Genomic DNA, 20,279 nt, shown 5'->3' with positions numbered 1-20,279 from the left:
GTTCATGTCGGTCGTCTCCTCAATGCTGGCGGAGGAAGTCGAGCAGCAGGCGGTTGACCTGCTCGGCGGCCTCCATCTGCACCATGTGCGCCTGTCCGGGAATGATCTCCACCTGGGCTGGCAGGCCCTCGGCATGCCGCGCCGGGATGATCGCGTCATCGCTGCCCCAGATCGCCAGGACCGGCTGGCGGCCCTCGCTCGCCACGGCACGCAGGTCGTTGCGCTGGCGACCGTCGGCGAACAGGTTGTCCAGCAACTGGCGCAGGGCCACATCGACGCCTTCCAGGCGCTTGTAGCGGAGCATGTCCTCGAGCATCTGCCGGGTGACCAGCGCGGGGTCGGAGAACAACTGCACCAGTTGCGGCTTCAACGCGTTGCGGTTGGCCGCCTCGACGAAGCCGCGCAGGTAGTCGCCGTTGATCTCCTCGCCGAGGCCGGCGCTGCCGATCAGGCTCAGCGACAGCACCCGCTGCGGCGCCAGGCGCGCGCAGTTCAGCGCCACCGCTCCCCCCATGGAGTGACCGGCCAGGTGTACCTGTTCCAGGTCGAGGTGGTCGAGCAGGGCCAGCACGCTGCCGCTGAGTTCATCGAGGTCGCCGCGCACCAGGGCCTTGCCGGACTCGCCGTGGCCCGGCAGGTCTAGAGCGATCACCCGCCGCTCGGCGGCCAGCGCCTCGTGGTTGAACAACCAGTTGTTCAGGTCGCCACCGAAACCGTGGATCAGCAGTAGCGCCGGATCGCCCTCGCCGCGGTCGAAATAGCGCAGGAGGCGCCCGTCCAGCTCGACTTTCCGCGGTGCCGGTCCGCTATCCCCAGCGTCCTCGTCGGCGGGTACGAATTCGGCCTGGAAGCGTTGCACCAGTGCGTCGATCTCCTCGTCGCTCGCCTCGCCCTCGACCACCACGCCGAGCAGCGCGCCGACCGCCAGGGTCTCGTCCTCGCGCGCCACCTTGCGCCGCAGCACGCCCGAGAAGGGCGCCTCGACGCTGCTGGAGATCTTGTCGGTCTCCACGTCGAGCACCTCGTCGCCTTTCTCGATATGCGCGCCCTCTTCCTTGAGCCAGGCGTCCACCCGACCCTCGGTCATCGACAGGCCCCACTTGGGCATGGTCAGTGTATGGATCCGGCTCATGCCGCGTCCCTCCCTTCCAGGGCCTGGCGCACGGCTGCCTCGATCTTCGCCGCGTCGGGGATGTAGAGGTCTTCCAGGGCGTCGGAGAAAGGCACCGGCGTATGGGGCGCGGTGACCCGGCGGATCGGCGCGCGCAGCGCGGAGAAGGCCCGTTCGGCGACCAGCGCGGCGATGTCGGTGGCCATCGAGCAGCGTGGGTTGGCTTCGTCGACCACCACCAGGCGGCCGGTCTTTTCCACGCTTTCGAGAATGCTGTCCTCGTCCAGCGGGCTGGTGCTGCGCAGGTCCAGTACTTCGCAGGAGATGCCCTGGCGCGCCAGGCTGGCGGCGGCGTCCAGCGCCAGGTGGACCATGCGGCCGTAGGTCACCAGGGTGACGTCGTCGCCGTCGCGGAGGAAGTTCGCCTCGCCGAAGGGTACGCTGTACAGCTCCTCGGGTACCTCGCCCTGCATCGAATAGAGCAGCTTGTGCTCGCAGAAGATCACCGGGTCGTTGTCGCGGATCGCCTGGACCAGCAGGCCCTTGGCGTCGTAGGGCGACGACGGGCAGACCACCTTGAGGCCGGGGATGTGGGTCCATAGCGAAGTGAGCATCTGCGAATGCTGGGCGGCGGCGCGCAGGCCGGCGCCGACCATGGTACGGATCACCAGCGGGGTGACCGCCTTGCCGCCGAACATGTAGCGGAACTTGGCGGCCTGGTTGAGGATCTGGTCCAGGCAGCAACCGGCGAAGTCGACGAACATCAGTTCGCACACCGGGCGCATGCCGCGGGTGGCGGCGCCGACCGCGGCGCCGACATAGCCGATCTCTGACAACGGGGTGTCCAGCACGCGGCCGGGGAACTGGTGGTAGAGGCCCTTGGTGACCCCCAGCACGCCGCCCCAGGCGTCGTCCTCGCCGGGCGCGCCGGCGCCGCCGGCATTGTCTTCGCCCATGATGAAGACGCTCGGGTCGCGGCGCATTTCCTGGGCCAGCGCCTCGTTGATGGCCTGCTGGTAGCTGATCTTTCTCGCCATGATGGTTCTCCTCGTTCTTGTTTTCGGGCGGCTCAGGGATAGGACACGTAGACGTCGCGCAGCAGGTCGTCCGGCTCCGGCTTGGGATCGTTCTTCGCGCGCTGCACGGCATCCTCGATGCGCGCCTCGACCTCGGCGTCGATGGCGTCCAGGTCGCTGGCGGAGAGCAGGCCGGCGTGGCAGGTGCGTTCGCGGAACTGCTTGAGGCAGTCGCGGGTTTCCCGGTAGTGCTTTACTTCGTCGGGATCGCGGTAGGTCTGTGCGTCGCCCTCGAAGTGTCCGTAGTAGCGGGTCAGCTTGACTTCGATCAGCGACGGCCCCTCGCCGGCGCGGGCGCGCTCGATGGCGGCGCCGGCAGCCTCGTGGACGGCGAAGAAGTCGAAGCCGTCGACGGTCACCCCGGGCATGCCGAAACCGGCGGCGCGGTCGGCGATGTGGTCGCAGGCCACCGACCAGTTGGCCGCGGTGGCCTCGGCATAGCCGTTGTTCTCGGCGACGAACAGGCACGGCAGGTTCCACACCGCGGCCAGGTTCATCGCCTCGAACACCGCGCCTTCGTTGGAGCCGCCATCGCCGAAGAAGGCCACCGCCACCGCATCGCTGCCTTTCAGCTTGGCCGCCAGCGCGGCGCCGGCGGCCAGCGGCGCGCCGGCGCCGACGATTCCGTTGGCGCCGAGCATGCCTTTCTCCAGGTCGGCGATATGCATGGAGCCGCCCTTGCCCTGGCAGACCCCGGTCTTCTTGCCATAGATCTCCGCCATCATGCCGTGCACGTCTACGCCCTTGGCGATGCAGTGGCCGTGGCCGCGATGGGTGGAGGCGATGCAGTCGTCGTCGCGCAGGTGCGCCATCACGCCGGCGGCGGAGGCTTCCTCGCCGGCGTAGAGGTGGACGAAGCCGGGTATCTCGCCCGTGGCGAACTCGACGTGCAGGCGTTCCTCGAAGGCGCGGATGGTGCGCATCACGCGGTAGGCATGGAGCAGTTGGTCGGTGCTCAGAGTGGACATCTTGTTGTTCTCCAGGTTGTCTTCACGGGGTCATCGGGGTTCGCTGGCCGGCCAGCAGGCGATGGCGGGCGGCGTAGGCGAGGGTGGCCGGCACATCGACGCTGAACGGGCCGGAAGGGTCGAGGGTGATGCTCGGGCGGTCGGTGGTGCTGAACTCGATCTCGCGCTCTCCGTCCAGCGCCAGGGTCCCGCTGGACAGGCTCGGCGCGTGGGCCACGCCGGGTTGCAGGTAGCCGGCGGCAGAGACCCCGCAGCCCACCAGCAGGCCCGGCGCCAGCGGCACCAGCAGGCTCTCGCGGGCGTCCGGATGCAGGCGCATCCACGCGCCGTGGGGCTCCTCGCGGCTCACCGGCGACCACAGTCCGCAAAGCGCCGAAAGGCCGATGGCGTGGGGTTCGGCGAAGCTGACGAAGACTTCGGCGAGGTCTTCGGCGCGACTGATGGCGCGGGCGCCGATGAACGGCTGCGGCGACACCGCGACGTCCACCAGCGCCCACTCGCAGAGCCCGCGGCGCGGCTCGCGCACCAGCAGGCGCTTGTTGCGTCGCAGGCCGATCTCCGGCGGCACCCGGTTGCTGGCGCAGAGGCCGCCGGCGAGCCCCGCGCCGGTGGCTTCGCGCAGCTCCGGGAAGGCGTTGTTGGTCCCGGTGGACAGCGCCAGCAGGGGGACGTCGCCGACCTCGGCGGCTACTGCCTTGTGCGTGCCGTCGCCGCCGAGCACGGCGATCAGCGCCACGCCGCGCTCGACCATGCGCCGCGCCGCCAGGCGGGTATCCTCGACGCTCTGGCGCAGCGGCATGTCGAGGAACTCCAGGAACGGCCAGTGGCCGTCGCGGGCCTGGCGGGTCTGGCTGGACCGGAGCACGGCGGCGGCGATGCCGGTCATGTCCGGCGGCAGCAACGCATGGCGGATGCCGGTGGCGCCGAAGGCGGCGAGCAGGCGTTGCACCACCGATGCCTTGTCGGTGCTGGAGTGCAGCCCGGCATGGGCGGTGAGGCGACGCAGGTCGCGACCGGAGGCCGGGTTGGCGATGATGCCGACGATCGGCGAGGGCGGGGTCATAGCGAGAATCCGCCGTCGACGGCGATGGCCTGGCCGGTGACGTGCGGCGCGCAGGCCAGGTAGACGACGAGCTGGCCCATGTCTTCGACGGTCTGCGCCTGACCCTGGGGCAGCAGGCTGGCCTGGTGGCGTTCCCAGGACTGCGCCTCGCTTTCGCCGGCCTGCCGCCAGCGGCCCGACAAGCCGTCCTCGCCGCGCCACATTCCGGTGCCGACGATTCCCGGGCAGAGCGCGTTGACCGTCACCCCGTCGCGCGCGACCTCCTTGGCCAGGGCATTGCTGAAACCGATCACGGCAAACTTCGAGGCACAGTAGTGGGCGAGGTCGGGGAGACCGACCTTGCCGGCGATCGATGACAGGTTGACGATCCGCCCCCAGCGCTGCGCCTGCATCAGCGGCAGTTCGGCCTGGCAGCAGAGGAACACGCCGCGGGCGTTGACGTTCATCACCCGGTCCCAGTCGGCGAGGCTGAGTTCGGCGACCTTGCGGATGCTGATCACCCCGGCATTGTTCACCGCCACGTCGAGCCGGCCGAACTCCGTGGCGACCCGCTCGACCATCGCCCGGACGCTGTCGCCGTCGCTGACGTCGACCCCAAGGGCCAGGCTGCGGCGACCGAGGCTGCGGATCGCGGCGGCGGTTTCCTCGGCGACCTGCGGATCGAGGTCGGCCACCGCCACGTCGGCGCCGGCGCGCGCCAGGGCGAGGGCGATGCCCCGGCCGATGCCGCGTCCGGCGCCGGTCACCAGCGCGACCCGGGAAGAAAGGGAGAAATCGTCGGACGACGTAGCGTGCATGCTTCACCTCTGATTGTTCTTGTAGGTGTATGCGGCAGGGCGTTGGGAGGAGCGGACAGTCCGCCCTGCCGTCGCCGTGGCTGGAGCAAGGCCGATGCCAGGTTGCGGCGTGGCGGCCGGAAGGCCCGTCGTAGAGCGCCGGCATGGGAAGGCCGGCGACCGCCGGGGCGACGTCCGGCGAGACAACCCATGTCATCGCGCACGGGTTCCCGGCGAGACGCTGAGACGCTCCGTCTCAGTCGTCGGCTGTGGCGGCCCGGCGCTTGTCGAGGGTCGCCGATGGGCGCTTAATGGGCGGCACAACAACAAGATGCCGAGCAACGGAGGCCCCATGCTTTCCGCACACTCGAAGGACCATGTGGACTGTGTCAGCCGTGTCCTGAGGAACGCCGCGCGCCTGCCGCAGGCGCCGGTGCCGACGCCGATCCTCGACTCCTGGCGCCGCTCCATGGAGCAGCACCGTCTCGACCCGGGGTCCCTGCAAGGGCCGCGGATTCTCTCGCAGACCCTCCTCGACGAATGTCGCGAGCGTTCCGAACTGTTCCTGCGCATCGCCAGCGAAGAGGTGGCGCGACTGCATGGACGGGTGCGCGATGCCGACTACTGCGTACTGCTCACCGATGCCCAGGGGCGGACCATCGACTACCGTGTCGAGTCGACCATCCGCAACGACTGCCGCAAGGCCGGGCTGTACCTCGGCACCTGCTGGTCGGAAGGCGAGGAGGGCACCTGCGGGGTGGCCGCCGTACTCACCGACAGGACTGCGGTGACGGTGCACAAGCGCGATCACTTCCGCGCCGCCTTCATCGACCTGACCTGTTCCGCGGCGCCGGTCTTCGATCCGCAGGGCGAGTTGCTCGGTGTGCTCGACGTTTCCGCCGTGCAATCGCCGGACGACCGCCGTAGCCAGCATCTGATCCGGCAGATGGTGGCGCAGAGCGCGCGGGAGATCGAGAACGCCTTCTTCATGCACAGCGCCCAGGGCCATTGGGTGCTGCGCGCGCACCGTGCGCCGGGCTACGTCGACAGCCAGCCGGACTACCTGTTCGCCTGGGACGCCGATGGGCGCCTGCTGGCGTTGAACCCGGCGGCGCGGCACTACCTGCGGCAGCGCCTGGGGCAGGTGCCGAGCCACATCGGCGAGGTGTTCGACCTCGACGCCCTGCACGCCGCCGCCGACCAGGCGCCGTGCCTGCTGCGCGGCCAGGCCGGCGAGCTGCACGTGCGTCTCAGCGCGCCGCGGGCCAAGGCGCGGCGGCTGGAGCGCGAGGTGCCCGACGACGCTGTGCTCGACCCGCGCATCGCCGAAAGCCTGCGCCTGGCGGTGCGGGTCAAGGACCGCAACCTGCCGGTGCTGATCCAGGGCGAGACCGGCGCCGGCAAGGAGGTTTTCGCCCGCCAGTTGCACCAGGCCAGCGCCCGTCGCGACAAACCCTTCGTCGCGCTCAACTGCGCGGCGATTCCCGAAAGCCTGATCGAGAGCGAGCTGTTCGGCTACGTTGGCGGAGCCTTTACCGGCGCGGCGGCGAAAGGGATGCGCGGCCTGCTGCAGCAGGCCGATGGCGGTACCCTGTTCCTCGACGAGATCGGTGACATGCCGCTGGGCCTGCAGACCCGCCTGCTGCGCGTGCTGGCCGAGGGCGAGGTGGCGCCGCTGGGGGCTGCGCGCCGGCAGGCTGTGGATATCCAGGTGATCTGCGCCACCCACCGCGACCTGGCGGCGCTGGTGGCGGCCGGCGGCTTCCGCGAGGATCTCTACTTCCGCCTCGGCGGCGCCCGCTTCGAACTGCCGCCGCTACGCGAACGCAGCGACCGGCTGGCGCTGATCCGGCGCATCCTCGACGAGGAAACCGCGCACTGCGGCGTACGCATCGAACTCGGCGAGGCAGCCCTGGAATGCCTGCTCGGCTATCGCTGGCCGGGCAATGTCCGCCAGTTGCGGCATGTGTTGCGCTACGCCTGCGCGCTGTGCGGCGGCGCCACCCTGCAACTCGCCGACCTTCCGGCAGAGCTGCGTGGCGAAGGCCGGACACCGGCCAGTGCGTGCGAGAGCGGCGGCGGTCCGGAGCGCGACGCCCTGCTCGACGCCCTCGTGCGGCATCGCTGGAAACCCATGGCCGCGGCGCGGGAACTGGGTATCTCGCGAGCGACCCTGTATCGGCGGGTGCGCCGGCATGGCATCCGCATGCCGGGCCAGGCGGACGACTGAGGTGCGCCGGCGGCCGGCGCAGTCGTCAAGCGCGGAAAATCAAAACCAGCCTTGAGCCTTGCCCCGTTAATGCCGGTGGGCTTTCCCTGTAGCGTTCCGGGCAGCGGCGCAACCCGTTCGGTCGCGCCCCGCCAGGAGCCTACGGAGGAAACCCATGCCCGCCCCGCACCAGCCAGCCCGCAACCCGACCAGGGAGTTCGACCCATGCCGCTAGCCCTGCTGCTTGCCATGGGCGCGTTCTCCCTGAGCCTGTCGATTTCCCCCGGTCCGGTGAACCTGACCATCGTCGCTTCCGGCGCCAACCATGGTTTCCGCCGGACCCTGCCGTTCGTCACCGGCGCCACCCTCGGCTTCGTCCTGCTGCTGGCCTTCGTCGGCTTCTGGTTCGTCCGCGCGATCGAGGCCTACCCGCGCTTCTTCGACTACCTGGGGATGGCCGGCGCGGCGTTCATCGCTCATGTGGGCTACCGCATCGCCACCGCGGATCCACGCCTGGCCCTGGAGGAAAACGGGGTCCCCGGGTTCTTCCAGGGCGTGCTCCTGCAATGGCTCAATCCCAAGGCCTGGATCGCCTGCGCTTCCGGCGTGGCCTTGTTCGCCAGCCCGAGCACGCACGCGCCGCTACTGGTCTTCATGGCCATCTACCTGGTGGTCTGCTACCTCTCGCTGGCCGCCTGGGCGCTGCTCGGTGACCGCGTGGCGCTGCTGCTTGACAGCCCTCGGCGGGTGCGCCTGTTCAATCGGGCGATGGGCGGCACCCTGGTGCTGACCGCCGGCTACATGCTCTACCTGCAGCTCGCCGCTAGCCCGGATTGAAGGCCTCGTAGAGGCGATTGATGAGGGTATAGGCGATGCTGCTGGCGGGTACGTTGGGCGGCCACACCGCATACACCTTCAACGGCTCCAGGCGCCATTCCGGCAGCACCGCGCGCAACTCGCCGCGACGGATCGGCTCGTCGCTCAGGTAGGTCGGCGGCGCGGCCAGGCCGACGCCGAGGCGGGCCAGGCGGCAGGAGGCTTCGACGCTGTCGACGCGCACCCGCGGGGTGTAGTCGACGCGTACCTCCTCGTCGTCCCGCGCATGACGGAATAGCCGGCTGTCGGGGCGCATGCCGAGCCCGATCCATTCCAGCCGCTGCAGGTCGCGCGGGTGTTCCAGCGGCGCGTGCCGGGCCAGGAATGCCGGCGCCGCCACTACCTGGCGCGGCAGCAGGAACAGGTGACGGGCCTTCAGCGAGCTGTCCGGCAGGTCGCCGATGCGGAAGGCGATGTCGATGCCGTCGCCGATGATGTCGTGGCGGCTGTCGTCGCAGGCGATGCCGAGGTCGAGGTCGGGATGCTCCTCGATGAAGGCTGCCAGGTGACGGGTGAAGTCGCCGTTGACGAACACCGCGGGCATCGAGATGCGCAGGCTGTTGCGGGTCGAGACGGCGCGCTGGCGGAACTCGATGAAGCCCTTCTCGTAGAGTTCCAGCATGGAGCGGGCGGTGTCCAGCAACTGCGTGCCGTCCTGGGTCAGCGACAGCTTGCGGCTGTTGCGGTAGAGCAGCGCACGGCCCAGGTTCCGTTCCAGCCTGGACAGGTGCAGGCTGGCGGTCGCGGCGCTCAGGCCCAGCGCCTCGGCGCCGCCGGAGACGGAGCCGGTCTCGGCGATCTTGGCGAATACGATCAGGTAGCGGATGTCGTCGATCATGCGGTCTCTCGTCGCGGGGGCTGGGTGCATCCTGCGCGATGGCGGCCAGCCGGACAAGCGCGAGAGGTAGAGGGCAGCGGCGCTTCCCGGGCTTTTCAGCGCAGGCTCCAGAAGCCCAGGCGACCGAGGCTGGCCGCCAGTCGCAGGCGCGAGGTCTGCCAGTTGCCGAGGGCACGGATGTGCTGGTCCTCGGCGCTGGCGTAGGCGGTCAGGGCGTTGAGCAGCTCGATCATGCTGCCGACCCCTGAGCGGTAGCGGCCCTGCACCACCTCCAGGCTTTGCCGCGACTGTTCGACCAGTTCGCGGGTGCGCGCCAGGCTGCGGGTCTCGACGCTGAGCGACTGGTAGTTGCTCCACACCTCCAGCGAAACCTGCTGCTCGGTGTCGGCCAGCTCCGCTTCGCTGGCTTCGCGGCGGGCCAGGGCGTTGCGGACCTGGTAGGTGCGTTCGAAGCCTTCGAACAACGGGATGTTCAGTTGCAGGCCGATGCTGCGGTCGCGTTCGCGGGTATCGCCGTTGAAGGCCATCGCCTGGTCGCTATGGTTGCGTGCCAGGTTGGCGCTCAGCGCCAGGCTCGGCCGGCCGGCGGCGCGGCTTTCCTCCACCGAGGCGGCGGCGGCTTTCAGCCGCGCCTGGGCGGCGAGCAGCGCCGGATGCTCGCGGCGGGCTTCGGCGAGCATCTCGTCGATGGCCTTGACGAAGCCGGTGTCGGGTTGCGCCTCCAGCTCGCCGGAGAGGCGCAGCGGGGTATCCGGCGCCAGGCCCATGCGCAGGGCGATGACGCCGAGGGCGTTGCTCAGGGCGCCTTCATCGCGGACCTGGGCGAGGCTCGCCTGGGACAGCGCGGTCTGTGCCTGCAGGCGATCGGAAAGGGCGGCGGCGCCGGCCCGGTACTTGGCGTCGGCGGCTTCCAGGTTCTGCGCCGCCAGCTCCGCGACCTGCCGCGAGGCGGCCAGGCTGCGCTGGGCGGCGAGGGCGTCGTAGTAGGCCTGGGCGGCGAGGGCGAAGGTGTTCTGCAGGGTCGCGTCCTGGCTGGCGTTGGCCGCCAGCAGCAACTGCTGGGCGTTGCGCAGGGCGGCGCTGCGGCGGCCGAAGTCGAACAGGACCCAGCTCAATTGGAGGCTGGCGCCGCGCCGGTGGCGATGGCCGTCGCCGGAGAGGTAGGGGGCATCGCGATAATCCATGTCGCTGTAGCCGCGACTGGCGTCGAGACGGCCGTCCAGGCGCGGCAGGTAGGCGGACTTGCCGATCCCGACCTGGGCCGCCTGGGCCTTGGCATTGGCCCAGGCGAGGCGGGTCTGCGGGTCGTGGCAGAGGATCCGCTCGATGGCTTCCTCCAGGCTCAGCTCGGTCGGTGGCGGCCCGCCGCGGCAGGGCAAACCGCTGCCGCCGAGGTCGTAGACCGCCTGGCCGGCGACCTGGCCGGCGGTGCCGAACACGTCCGGCTCGTAGGCGGCGGCGCCGGGAACCAGGCCGAGCAGGCCGCACAACAGGCCGGCGAGGGCACGCATCAGGCCTGCTCCCGCGCCGCGGCGGCCTGGCGTTCGGCCAGGCGCGCGGTGCTTTCGTCGAGGCTTACCTTGCCCTGGCCGAGGACTATCACGCGGTCCGCCGAGGCGATGGTCTCGGGCCGATGGGCGACCATGATGCGGGTGATGCGCAGCGCGCGAATGGCGGCGTTGACCCGCTGTTCGCAGTGTACGTCGAGGTGGCTGGTGGCTTCGTCGAGGAACAGGATGCGCGGCTTCTTGTACAGCGCCCGGGCCAGCATCACCCGCTGCTTCTGGCCGCCGGAGAGCACCGTGCCCATGTCGCCGACCAGGGTGTTGTAGCCCATCGGCATGGCCTGGATGTCATCGTGGATGGCAGCCATCTGCGCGCACTGCAGCAGCCAGGGCATGTCCGGCTGCGGGTCGAAGAAACTGATGTTGTCGCTGAGCGAACCGGCGAACAGCACGTCGTCCTGCAGCACCGTGCCGACCAGTTCGCGCAGGCCGTCCAGGCCCAGTTGCGCAAGGTCCAGGCCGGCCATGCGGATCTGTCCCTCCACTGGCGGGAGGATGCCCAGCAGGACGTTGAACAGGGTGCTCTTGCCGCAGCCCGAGGGGCCGACGATGGCCACCGACTCACCGCCGGCGATGCGCAGGTCGAGGCCGTCGAGGACCCAGGGCTCCTGTTCCGCGTAGCGGTAGCGCAGGCCCTGGATCTCGATGCTCGCCTCGCGCTCGCGGAGGTTCTCCGGGAGGATGTCGCCGTGGCTGACCTCCGGGGCCTGGAGGACGATGTCGGCCAGGCGCTCGCCCTGCAACTGGAGCATGCGCAGCTCGAAGAACTTGTCGATCAGGCTGCCGACGCGGCTGTCGAACTGCGACTTGTAGGCGTTGAAGGCCATCAGGATGCCGACGCTGAACTGGCCGTCCATCACCATGGTCGCGCCGAGCCAGATCACCAGCAGGTTCTCCACGCCGAACAGCAGGCCGTTGAGCTGCTGGTAGAACAGTTGCAGCTTCTGCGTACGCAGGCCGGCGTTGATCTGTTCCACCAGCAGGCCGAGCCATACCGAGCGGCGCTCGTCCTGGCGCTGGAACAGCTTCAGCGGGCGGATGCCGCGCACCGTCTCGAGGAAGTGGCTCTGCTGCCGCGCGGCGTGGACGATCTGCTCCTCGGTGGCGTTGCGCAACGGCCGGTACCAGATCCAGCGGCCGAGGGCGTAGAGGCTCATGGCGGCGATGGCGATGGCCGCCAGCGGCGGACTGTAGAGCAGCATCATGCCGAGGGTGGCGACGGTCATCAGGCCGTCCAGCACCGCCGAGAGGAAGGCCGCGGTGAGGGTCTGCTGGATGCTGTTCACCGCGCCGAAGCGCGACACCACGTCGCCCAGGTGGCGCTTCTCGAAATACTGCGCGGGCAGCCGCAGCAGGTGGCTGAAGACGTTGGCCTGCCACTGCACGCCGAGCAGGGTGCTCATGTGCATCATCACCCAGGCGCGCACCCCGCTGACCGCCTGCTGCATCAGCAGCAACAGGCCGAAGCCGATGGCCAGGGTGCTGAGCAGGTCACGGTCTTCGCTGACGATGACGTTGTCGATGGTCCATTGCAGGAAGAACGGACTGATCAGCGAGAACACTTCCAGCGCGCCGGCGAGCAGCAGCACCTGGGCCAGCGAGCGGTACAGCCCGGTGACCTTGCCGAGCATGCCCAGCAGCTTGATCCGCGGCGGCGCCTCCTGTTTCTCGAAGCCGCTCTCCGGCCAGAGTTCCAGGGCTACCCCGGTGAAGCTCCGCGAGACTTCCTCCAGGCCCAGCCGGCGCTGGCCGTGGGCGGGGTCGTGGAGCACCGCGCCGCGCCCGTCGACCGCCTTGAGCACGACGAAGTGGTTGAAGTTCCAGTGCAGCACGCAGGGCAGCTTGAGCTTGCCGAGGTCGCCGAGGTCGAGCTTCACCGCGCGGGTGCCCAGGCCGAGGCGGTGGGCGGTCTGGATCAGTTGCTTGAGGGAGATGCCCTTGAGCGATACGGAGAAGCGCCGGCGCAGTTCCATCAGGCCGGTATGGTGGCCATGGTAGCCGGCGATCATCGCCAGGCAGGCCAGGCCGCATTCGGTGGCTTCGGTCTGCAGCACCAGCGGCAGGCGGCGGCCCAGGCGCAGGGCGAGAGCGTCGAGAAAGGCCATGGGTCGTTCCTAGAGTTTGCCGGTCAGGCTGTAGAGCGGTTCCAGCACCCATTCGTAGAGGCGCCGGGTGTCCTGGAGGATGTCGGCGTCCAGCAGCATGCCGCTCTGCAGCGGACGCGGCTGGCCGTAGGCGGTCACCGCCTGGTCGTCGAGGGTTACCCGCAGCCGGTACAGCTGCTCGCCATCCTGGCCGAGCCCCGGTACGCCGCCGACCATGCTGGAAAGCTCGGCATAGGAGACGCTGGCGCGGGAGATCGACTGCACCTTGCCGTGGTACTGGCCGAACTTCTGGTACGGATAGGCCTGGTAGCGGATCAGCACCGCGTCGCCCGGCCGGATGAAACCGATGGACTTGCTCGGCGCGTAGAGTTCGGCCTGCAACGGGGTGTCGGCGGGAACGATGCTCAGCAGCGGACGCGAGCTGTCGACGGTCTGCCCGGCTTCGGCGAGCACGGCGGTGGCGATGCCGCTCTCCGGCGCGGTGACCAGCAAGGTGCGCTTGGCTTCGCTTTCGGCCAGGTCCTGCTCCACCGCGCTGAGCTGGCGGCGGGTTTCAGCGAGCTGGTTGGCCTGGCGCGCGGAAAGCCCGGCGAGTTCGTTGCGGCGCTCGGTCAACTGCTGCCGCAGCGACGTGCGTTCGCGCTCCAGGCCTTGCAGGGTCTGGCGCTGGCCGAGCAGCTCGGCCTGGCGCTGCTGCAACTGGTCCATGGAGATGTAGCCCTTGTCCATCAGCCCCTGGTAGCGCGCGGCGGCGTCGCTGGCCAGCGCCAGCAGGCGTTGCTGGCTGTCGGTCTGGGCGGCGAGGGTGGTCAGTTCGCGCTGCAGGCTGGCGACCTTGCTGGTCAGGCTGTCGCGCTCGTCGTCTTGCAGGCGGCGAAGCTTTTCCAGTTCGTCGCGCAGGGAGTCGCGGCGTTGTTCCAGGCGCCTGCTGATGCCGGCCTGCACCGGCCCGGCATCGCTGCCGTAGCGTTCGCTGGAAAGCACCATCAGGCGCTCGCCGCGTCGTACCGCCTGGCCTTCCTGGACGAACTTGCGCAGCACGATGCCGGCCTGCGGCGCGTGCACCTTGACCTGGCCGCTGGCGGGAACCAATTGGCCGCTGACGGTGCTGCGCTTGGTGTAGCTGCCGAACAGGAAGAAGCCCACCACCAGCAGCGCCATCGCCGCGGCCAGCAGGGTGAGAAAAGTGAAGGAGACCGGGCGGATCAGCACGATCTCGCCCAGGCCGCCGGCATGCTGGGCGTCGAGGGCTTTCTGGCGAAACATGGTGGCTGGATCCTGGATTCGAATAATACTTGCATGACACTCCGACACCCTTGCGAAAGTTCAAACGCATGAAGTGCCGGAGTGCGACTTTTCTAATTAGATGGTGGTGCGGCCTACATCACCGGGACCGAAGTTTTCCCGGTATTGGCCCAAGTAACCGACAGCCGTCTCTGCATTGGTGAAGAGACCGACCGTGCCCCCGGCAATAGCGCCCATCGCGGTTGGCACGACCAGGCCGACCAACTGGGAAAGAGCGCCGAAGCCGAAGCCGCCGGCACCGCCCCATTTCCCGCCGATTGCCATGCCCGTCGCGGCGCCGTCGACGGCGCCTACGATCATGCCGGAAAGAGTTCCACCCGAAACGCAGGTGACTTCAATGTCATTGAGTTCTTTCATTTCATATATCTCCTTTAGGCTTCCCGTGAGTCTGGAAAGCCATTCGATGGTACTAATCCGAAAGAGTGGGATGAACTGCCAGGATTAGCGGTTTTTCATGGGCTCGATAATTCGTTTGACAATGAGTTTCAATATTCGGCGGATGAAGGTTTGCCACTCCGGGTAAACTTTGCGAATGATTAAGGCCGGTTCGTGCGACACCTCGATAAGACCTGTTGAACAAGTCAACGCCGTATCGAGGGCTCATTCATATCGGCTCCGGCCAACCGCTCTTCGTCCGAGACAGTACGGCCTCGCATAGCGGCATTTCATGGCATCAGCCGGTCGAGCAGCGGCGAGCTGAACAGCCGATGCGGATCGGCTTCGTTCAACTGGCGCACCGCGCTGTCCCAATCGTTGTCTGCGACCAGGCCCTGGCGTAGCGACTGCGCCACCAACTGGTCGACCACCGTCGGCTCGGCCCAGGCGGCGGTGGGGCTGTAGCCCCAGCCCTTGCTCCACTCCACCCGCAGCGAGGCGTAGTCGCCGCTGAAGTGGTCGAACAGCCAGGCCTCGAACTCGTGGTAGAAGGCGTTGGCCTGCGGAGTGCCGGGTAGGCTGAGGATGTCCAGCCAGATCGCCGTGTCCCATTCCGGCTGGTCGGGGCGCGGACGGATCGCCGACAGGCTGGGCACCTGGGCGCCGGGAACGATCGACTCGCCGGGCTGGTCGAGCCCGCTGACGCGAATCTCCACCGGGCCGTTCATGGGGTAGTGGCCGTTGGCGCGGTAGGCGGCGACCATCGTCTGGTACTGCAGGTAGAACTCGTTGATCACCCGCTGCACGTCGCGACGCCGGGTCAGCACCGCGTAGCCGTTGGCGGTGACGCGCAGGGTGCTGGGCTTGATGTACAGCAGCAGGTCCTTGCTCCAGCCCCAAAGGTCGTAGCCCAGGGTCAGCGCCATGCCGCCCACTACCAGGTCGTACTGCAGCTTGCCGAGCAGCGGGGTGAGTTCCGGGTGGCCGGTATTGATCGCCGCCAGCAGGTCGGACAGCGCCTTGGGAATGTTGTCGGAGAAGGGGTAGTTGAACGGGCCGTTGACCGCGCGGGCGCCGAACGGGCAGCGCGGGGTCGGCGTCCAGACCTTCAGCCAGGGCTTGTCGGTGAAGGGGAACCAGATGGCCTCGGCGCGTCCGCTCTTTTGCAGGAAGCTGTCGAAGGTCCTTCCGCCGCTGCCGGCCGCGGCGAACATCTCGCTCGCCGGGATGTTCACGTAGCTCTGGCAGCGCATGCGCTTGTTGACCCCGGCCTGGAGGGTCGCCTCGACGATGAAGGCGCGTCCGAGGTGGACGAGGAACGGCGCGCAGGCCGGATCGTCGCGGCGGAAGGTCTTCAGCACGTATTGTCCGGCGGCGCCGTCCCAGACCACCGCGGTCAACGCCACGATGCTGTTGCTCAGGGAGCCGTAGCTCTGCCCCGGCAGGCGGCTTTCGCCCTGCGCCGGGATGCCGGTGCCGTGGCCGTCGATGGCGAGCACCCCGCCGAGGGTCAGGTCGCCCGGCGCCGGCGTGGCGACGAAGCCGAGCTTGACCCGCTCCAGCTGTTTCAGCAGGGCTTCCATGGTGACGCCGGTCTGCGCGCTGAACAGGCCGAACTCGCCCTGGGCGTCGATCCGTACGCGGGTCAGGTAACGGCTGGTTTCCACCAGCACGATGCGGCTCTCGCAGTTCTCGCCGCCTTTCAGCAGCAGCGGGGACCAGTTGTGGCCCATGCCGCGCGGGCGCACCTTGAAGCCGTTCTGCCAGGCCCAGTTGACCACCGCGAGAACCTCTTCGTTGGTGCGCGGGGCGCAACTCCAGAGGTCGTCGGCGGCGATTTCCCCCGACCAGTTGCGGAACGCCCGCCGATAAAGTTCGAGACCGGCCGGAAAGCCTGCCGGCGCCGGACAGCTGCTGGCGGCGGCTTCGGCGGGCTGGATGACGAAGGCCGGGGTCCAGCCGGCCACCAGGCCGACCGCGCCGAGCGTGGCACTCTTGCCGAGGAAGCTGCGGCGCGACAGGCCGCCGGACTCCTGGTCGGGATCGTCGACGAAGGCGTCGGCTTGCTGGATGGGGTCGTGCATGGCGGTTCTCCTGATCGGGGCGCTGGTCGCCCCTTCCCGGTTGCCGGGTCCTTGGTCGCCGCCGGGGGCGCCCAGGCCTCCGGCGACGGGGGAGGCCCGCTCCGCGACGGGAGCGGGCCGAGGTCCTGGGATCAGGTCCACTCGGTGTCGTAGTGGTAATCGATACGGCTGGTATCGCCGCCGAGCAGGCCGCCGACCGCGGCGACGCCCTTGAACACGCCGTAGCCGAGGGTGTCGGCCAGTTGATGGATGGGGGTCAGGCCGACGGCGTTGAACACCTTGCCGACCGAAGAGATGACCGACGTGTTGAGCAGGTCGTTGGACACCTTGACCACATCGACGATGGCATCGCCGACGAAGCTGAAGAGTCCGGCGCCCGATACCTGGTCGATTTCATCGAAGCTCAGTTCCTGAAGTGTGGCGAGTTGCATGGCGCTATTCCTTCATCAATCAAGTTTTGAGCGATAGCCGGCCCTCTCGCATAAACATCGGTTTGCGAAGATAGACTGACTATCGGTTGCCAGCCGCTCTGGAAAAGTACTTTGCCGGCTGGTCGCTGAAAATTACTGATCTGCCGGCGAGAGTGTCAATCTGGGAAGTTGATAGGGTGAACTTGGAATATCCATGTTAGGCAAATGACGCCGATATTTTGTCAGTGGAATTGGTCGATGTTTTTTCGAATGCCGCGATAAGCATCTGGATATTGCTGATCCATTGATATTCGTGGGCGCTGGGAAGCGGTTCGCTATTTTTACGAGATGATGCGCCAATCCAGAAAAGTATCGAATTATTGCTTTCGGAAAAAATTCAACTGCCTTGCTGATAGGTTTCTTCCGGTCGAGTTATTGAAGTACACGTCCGGTCGGGCGTTGTTTTTCAAAGTAGAGAAACCGGCGTCATAAATTTGTGCGGATAACTGGCGGGTAAACTTTCCCAGGCTGCGCTTCTGTTGCGAGGAAGTGCCTCGGTTCGTGTCGAGGCGCTTTCCAGCCTTGACAGCCCGGCACAGGCGCGTAGAGTGCCGCGCATGAATCGTGCAGCCCTGACCTTCAAGCGCTATTACGCCTATCTGCTCCCTCATTGAGGCGGTAGATGCGTCGCTGCATTCCCGAACCGCCCGAGGCGGCGGTCCGGTGATCTTCTGCCTTGTGTTTGATTTTCTATGTGCATCAGTAGCTTAAGGCTGATCGCTTCCGCAGATTTTGGCGTCGTTTCCGCAATTCATGCCTATCTAACGGGGTTCACGGCCTTCCCGATCCGACGGTAGACGCGTTTCGTGATCTCTTGAGTCGTGTGTCCGAGCAGGTCTGAGGCGTCGGCCAGGCTCTCGATATCGGAGGCCGCCTTGGGGCGAATGTCCCGGAACTGGAACTGCATGATCTCCCTGGCCAAGTCTTGGTCACCCGCCTTGATCGCCTCATCGGCCGCAGCTTTGCGTGCGGTATCGAACCTGGTGCGAAGCATCTTCTCTGTCATCGGCTGGCCCTTCTCGTTGGTGACCAGCGCCGGAGAATCGGAGGCGATCGACTCGACCAGGTGGCCGAGCTGGGTCATCTGTCCGTCGGCGCGGCGGAGTCGTATCCGGAGCTTGCGAGACGTCTTGTTCTGCCCGACCAGCAGGTAGTCTCCGGAAACGTCGTTCTTGCGCAGCTTCCTCACGTCAGCCGGGCGTTGGCCTGTCAAATACGCGAGGTCCATCGTCACCCGCAGATCGTCCGGGGCTTTCTCGTAGAGCGCCTTCCACACCTCGTCCGTGACGTACACATCGCGCGGCTGCTCCTTGTTCTTCTTCACCCCGCGACAGGGGTTTTCCATGCTGGTGATGCCCCACTCCCTGGCCATGTTGTAGGCGAAGGAAAGCAGGGTGATCTCCCTATTCGCTCGAACCTTGGCCGTCCTGGCGTCTCGGTACTGAGCGATGGTGCTCGGCGTAATGTCCTCTACCGGGGCTTCGTCAAAGGCGCCCAGCAGTTGGCGGATCATCTTCGAATACTCTTTCTGGGTCTTCGGCGCCTTCGTCGGAACCACGTCCCGCTCGAACCTGCGCAACAGATCGCCGACGGTCCGAGTGGTTGGCGGCACGGCCTTTCTCTCCAGCTTCGCCCACTTCTCCCGAGCCTCATCCAAGTCCGTGCCCAGCGGGATCTCCTTGCGCCTCCCCTCAGCATCCCGCCCGTCGTAGTAGTAGCCGACCCAGACCTTTCCTGACTTCATCGTCCGGGTACGCTTGATCATGCGAGGCGGCAGGCCCCGGTTCTTGTTGCTCCGCGGTCTCATCATCTAACCCTGGACAGGTCCAGGCTCCACTTCTCGGTTGCTTCCATCGTCGGCTTCACGCCCGCCAGCTTCAGGCGGGCATATACGCGCCCAACTATCGGGCGGTTCGCCGCGGTCACGGCGTACCTCCAGCCGTACCTATTCAGCCACTCGATCTGCTGGCTCGGGTACTTGCGCCCAGTCAGCTCGGCGACTTCCTCTTCGGACAGGAACTCGGATACGGGGCTAGTCGAGCTTCCCATTCCCTATCTCCTCTTCGTTGCGCGCTACGACCAGGCGTAGCGGCACTTCGTGGCGCCCGCGGGCAACCAACTCACCATCAACCACCTCGGTCGGATCTTCCAGGCACACCTTCTCCAGGGCCTTGATCGCAGATCGGATGTACTTCGGTATGGCTGCTGATTTCTGGTAGTGCTCGAGCAACCTCCGCTTACCGTCTTCCGACACGCCTTGGAAGTGGTCGAGCGCCTTTTTGGTGGCGGTGACGATTTCCTCGGGCTCTGCCCCCACCTCGCAGCGAACCCAACCTATCAGGCGGCGCAGGTGGTTCATTTCGGCCCGGGTCAGCCGGCGCGCGGTCATCTGCCTACTCACGCCCTACCTCCGGTTTCCGTTCGATCACGCGCATCGATCCGTCTCGGCAGTGCAGCGTCAGCGCGGCCCGCCTCGTCTCGATCGTTCCGTCGTTGCGGATCACGGTCTGTGGTACACCGTAAAGTGGCCCGCCGGGTGCGAACGGATCGGGTAGAGCCTCAGGGTTCTCCTCTGCGAATCGCAGCATCTCGGCTATGATGCAGTTGAACAGTGGGCCGTCCTTCAGGTCCGCCTCTCGCCTTCCGCTGAAAGCGTTCGAGCTGTCCTCAAGGCCTTCGACGAAGGCGATGTGATTGAGCATCTGCCCAGGCTTGGCGCCTTGGATGGCGGCGCGGTGGACCGGATTGACGCCGAGGGCATCGCAGATGCGATCGACTCCAATCTCTCCCTCGATCCACCTCTCGGCCTGCAGGAGCCAGGCGCCAAGGGCGGCTTGGGCTTTCTCGTGGTAGCTGCTGGATGTTCTCCGAAACTCCTTCGCCTGTTCCAACTGGGCCCTGGTGAATGGAAGGCCCTTCCTTGCCTCCTTGATCTTTCGATCAGCACAGGTCCTGTCGGCCTCCCAGCCGAACTGGTACTGCCTGGCCATGCGACGCGCGACCAGGAGGCGGGTGAGCGCGGAGAGGTCTGGCTTGTCCCAGATGTTGAGCAGACGCTTCAGGTTCTCGTAGGTCATCAGCATGATGGCGGCTCCTTGTCCACGCCCATCCTATGGAGTAGACGTTCCTTGCAGAGCTGTTCTTGAAGGCGTTGGATCTCGCAGGTGTAACTCTTCGCAGTCCGCAGCGAGCCGAGCGCGTATCCGACGTAGAGGCCGCCCGCGCACCAGACGATGCAGAGGAGTAGTGTTCCGATCATGGCTGGCGCCCCTTGTTCGTGTCGCAGATCCGCAGGTCGACGCCGCAGGCCTGGACCAGTTCGGTCAACTCGCCGAGCTTGGTGTTGGGGTTCTGCATCGCCTGGCCCAGGCGGACCAACTGCTGGCCTAGGGTGGCGAGCGGGGTAGGGCGATACCCTGGTGGTGGTGGAATGTCGGAGCCTCTCATCACTGGCATAC

The 20,279-nt window shown here is 67.3% G+C and carries 19 protein-coding genes; 2 read left to right on the top strand and 17 right to left on the bottom strand.

What is annotated here, in order from left to right; all coding sequences use genetic code 11:
- Positions 1–19 precede the first annotated feature (19 nt).
- Genes HMPREF2924_RS08600 through HMPREF2924_RS08580 form a run of 5 tightly spaced genes read right to left on the bottom strand, consistent with a single transcriptional unit; the run spans position 20 to position 5,015 of the window.
- Positions 20–1,132 carry an acetoin dehydrogenase dihydrolipoyllysine-residue acetyltransferase subunit gene (locus HMPREF2924_RS08600; RefSeq protein ID WP_003129387.1) on the bottom strand — a complete coding sequence of 371 codons (1,113 nt, stop codon included), beginning with the start codon at positions 1,130–1,132 and terminating at the stop codon, positions 20–22.
- Positions 1,129–2,148 (bottom strand): alpha-ketoacid dehydrogenase subunit beta, encoded by a 1,020-nt coding sequence (locus HMPREF2924_RS08595; protein WP_003104786.1) that lies wholly within the window; start codon positions 2,146–2,148, stop codon positions 1,129–1,131. The genes HMPREF2924_RS08600 and HMPREF2924_RS08595 overlap by 4 nt, the downstream gene beginning before the upstream one ends.
- 32 nt (positions 2,149–2,180) lie before the next feature.
- Positions 2,181–3,155: a thiamine pyrophosphate-dependent dehydrogenase E1 component subunit alpha gene (locus tag HMPREF2924_RS08590; protein ID WP_003093507.1), complete on the bottom strand. Its 975-nt coding sequence runs from the start codon at positions 3,153–3,155 to the stop codon at positions 2,181–2,183.
- A 22-nt stretch (positions 3,156–3,177) separates the two neighbouring features.
- Positions 3,178–4,218 carry an ATP-NAD kinase family protein gene (locus HMPREF2924_RS08585; protein WP_003129388.1) on the bottom strand — a complete coding sequence of 347 codons (1,041 nt, stop codon included), beginning with the start codon at positions 4,216–4,218 and terminating at the stop codon, positions 3,178–3,180.
- Entirely contained in the window at positions 4,215–5,015 is an 801-nt protein-coding gene (locus tag HMPREF2924_RS08580; protein WP_003123973.1) for an SDR family NAD(P)-dependent oxidoreductase, read from the bottom strand. The genes HMPREF2924_RS08585 and HMPREF2924_RS08580 overlap by 4 nt, the downstream gene beginning before the upstream one ends.
- Before the next feature lie 331 nt (positions 5,016–5,346).
- Between HMPREF2924_RS08580 and HMPREF2924_RS08575 the strand changes: the two genes are divergently transcribed.
- Together HMPREF2924_RS08575 and HMPREF2924_RS08570 are read left to right on the top strand one after the other, a co-directional pair.
- A complete protein-coding gene (locus HMPREF2924_RS08575; protein ID WP_003129389.1) occupies positions 5,347–7,224 on the top strand; it encodes a sigma-54-dependent Fis family transcriptional regulator in 1,878 nt (625 codons plus the stop codon).
- 204 nt (positions 7,225–7,428) lie between these two features.
- The gene (locus HMPREF2924_RS08570) at positions 7,429–8,040 is read left to right on the top strand and encodes a LysE family translocator (RefSeq protein ID WP_003104796.1); all 612 of its coding nucleotides are present in this window, start codon (positions 7,429–7,431) and stop codon (positions 8,038–8,040) included.
- Here the strand turns inward: HMPREF2924_RS08570 and HMPREF2924_RS08565 are convergent.
- The 12 genes from HMPREF2924_RS08565 to HMPREF2924_RS08505 form a co-directional block, all read right to left on the bottom strand.
- Positions 8,027–8,917: a LysR family transcriptional regulator gene (locus HMPREF2924_RS08565; RefSeq protein ID WP_003093500.1), complete on the bottom strand. Its 891-nt coding sequence runs from the start codon at positions 8,915–8,917 to the stop codon at positions 8,027–8,029. The two genes, HMPREF2924_RS08570 and HMPREF2924_RS08565, sit on opposite strands and share 14 nt — an antisense overlap.
- A 95-nt stretch (positions 8,918–9,012) precedes the next feature.
- On the bottom strand, positions 9,013–10,428 hold the full coding sequence (locus tag HMPREF2924_RS08560) for a TolC family protein (RefSeq protein ID WP_003129392.1): 1,416 nt from the start codon (positions 10,426–10,428) through the stop codon (positions 9,013–9,015).
- Positions 10,428–12,587 carry a peptidase domain-containing ABC transporter gene (locus HMPREF2924_RS08555; protein ID WP_003105688.1) on the bottom strand — a complete coding sequence of 720 codons (2,160 nt, stop codon included), beginning with the start codon at positions 12,585–12,587 and terminating at the stop codon, positions 10,428–10,430. Before HMPREF2924_RS08555 ends, HMPREF2924_RS08560 begins: the two co-directional genes overlap by 1 nt.
- Positions 12,588–12,596: 9 nt before the next feature.
- Positions 12,597–13,853: an HlyD family secretion protein gene (locus tag HMPREF2924_RS08550; RefSeq protein ID WP_003129393.1), complete on the bottom strand. Its 1,257-nt coding sequence runs from the start codon at positions 13,851–13,853 to the stop codon at positions 12,597–12,599.
- Positions 13,854–13,949: 96 nt separating this feature from the next.
- Entirely contained in the window at positions 13,950–14,249 is a 300-nt protein-coding gene (locus tag HMPREF2924_RS08545) for a type I secretion effector TesG (RefSeq protein WP_003111247.1), read from the bottom strand.
- A gap of 308 nt (positions 14,250–14,557) precedes the next feature.
- On the bottom strand, positions 14,558–16,351 hold the full coding sequence (locus HMPREF2924_RS08540; protein WP_003129396.1) for a cholesterol oxidase substrate-binding domain-containing protein: 1,794 nt from the start codon (positions 16,349–16,351) through the stop codon (positions 14,558–14,560).
- Between the two features lie 131 nt (positions 16,352–16,482).
- The gene (locus tag HMPREF2924_RS08535; RefSeq protein WP_003093477.1) at positions 16,483–16,782 is read right to left on the bottom strand and encodes a hypothetical protein; all 300 of its coding nucleotides are present in this window, start codon (positions 16,780–16,782) and stop codon (positions 16,483–16,485) included.
- Positions 16,783–17,578: 796 nt separating this feature from the next.
- On the bottom strand, positions 17,579–18,628 hold the full coding sequence (locus HMPREF2924_RS08530) for a tyrosine-type recombinase/integrase (RefSeq protein WP_003129398.1): 1,050 nt from the start codon (positions 18,626–18,628) through the stop codon (positions 17,579–17,581).
- A complete protein-coding gene (locus HMPREF2924_RS08525) occupies positions 18,628–18,870 on the bottom strand; it encodes a DUF4224 domain-containing protein (protein ID WP_031640221.1) in 243 nt (80 codons plus the stop codon). Before HMPREF2924_RS08525 ends, HMPREF2924_RS08530 begins: the two co-directional genes overlap by 1 nt.
- The gene (locus HMPREF2924_RS08520; protein ID WP_023465185.1) at positions 18,854–19,222 is read right to left on the bottom strand and encodes a hypothetical protein; all 369 of its coding nucleotides are present in this window, start codon (positions 19,220–19,222) and stop codon (positions 18,854–18,856) included. Before HMPREF2924_RS08520 ends, HMPREF2924_RS08525 begins: the two co-directional genes overlap by 17 nt.
- Complete coding sequence (locus HMPREF2924_RS08515) at positions 19,215–19,904, bottom strand: hypothetical protein (RefSeq protein ID WP_003158847.1); 690 nt, start codon at positions 19,902–19,904, stop codon at positions 19,215–19,217. Before HMPREF2924_RS08515 ends, HMPREF2924_RS08520 begins: the two co-directional genes overlap by 8 nt.
- Before the next feature lie 172 nt (positions 19,905–20,076).
- Positions 20,077–20,268: a hypothetical protein gene (locus HMPREF2924_RS08505; protein ID WP_010792000.1), complete on the bottom strand. Its 192-nt coding sequence runs from the start codon at positions 20,266–20,268 to the stop codon at positions 20,077–20,079.
- Positions 20,269–20,279: the final 11 nt, after the last annotated feature.

Source organism: Pseudomonas sp. HMSC063H08 (assembly GCF_001813645.1).
GTDB lineage: Bacteria > Pseudomonadota > Gammaproteobacteria > Pseudomonadales > Pseudomonadaceae > Pseudomonas > Pseudomonas aeruginosa.
Note: the sequence above shows the minus strand (reverse complement) of the source record. Positions and strands in the feature narration are given on the sequence as shown.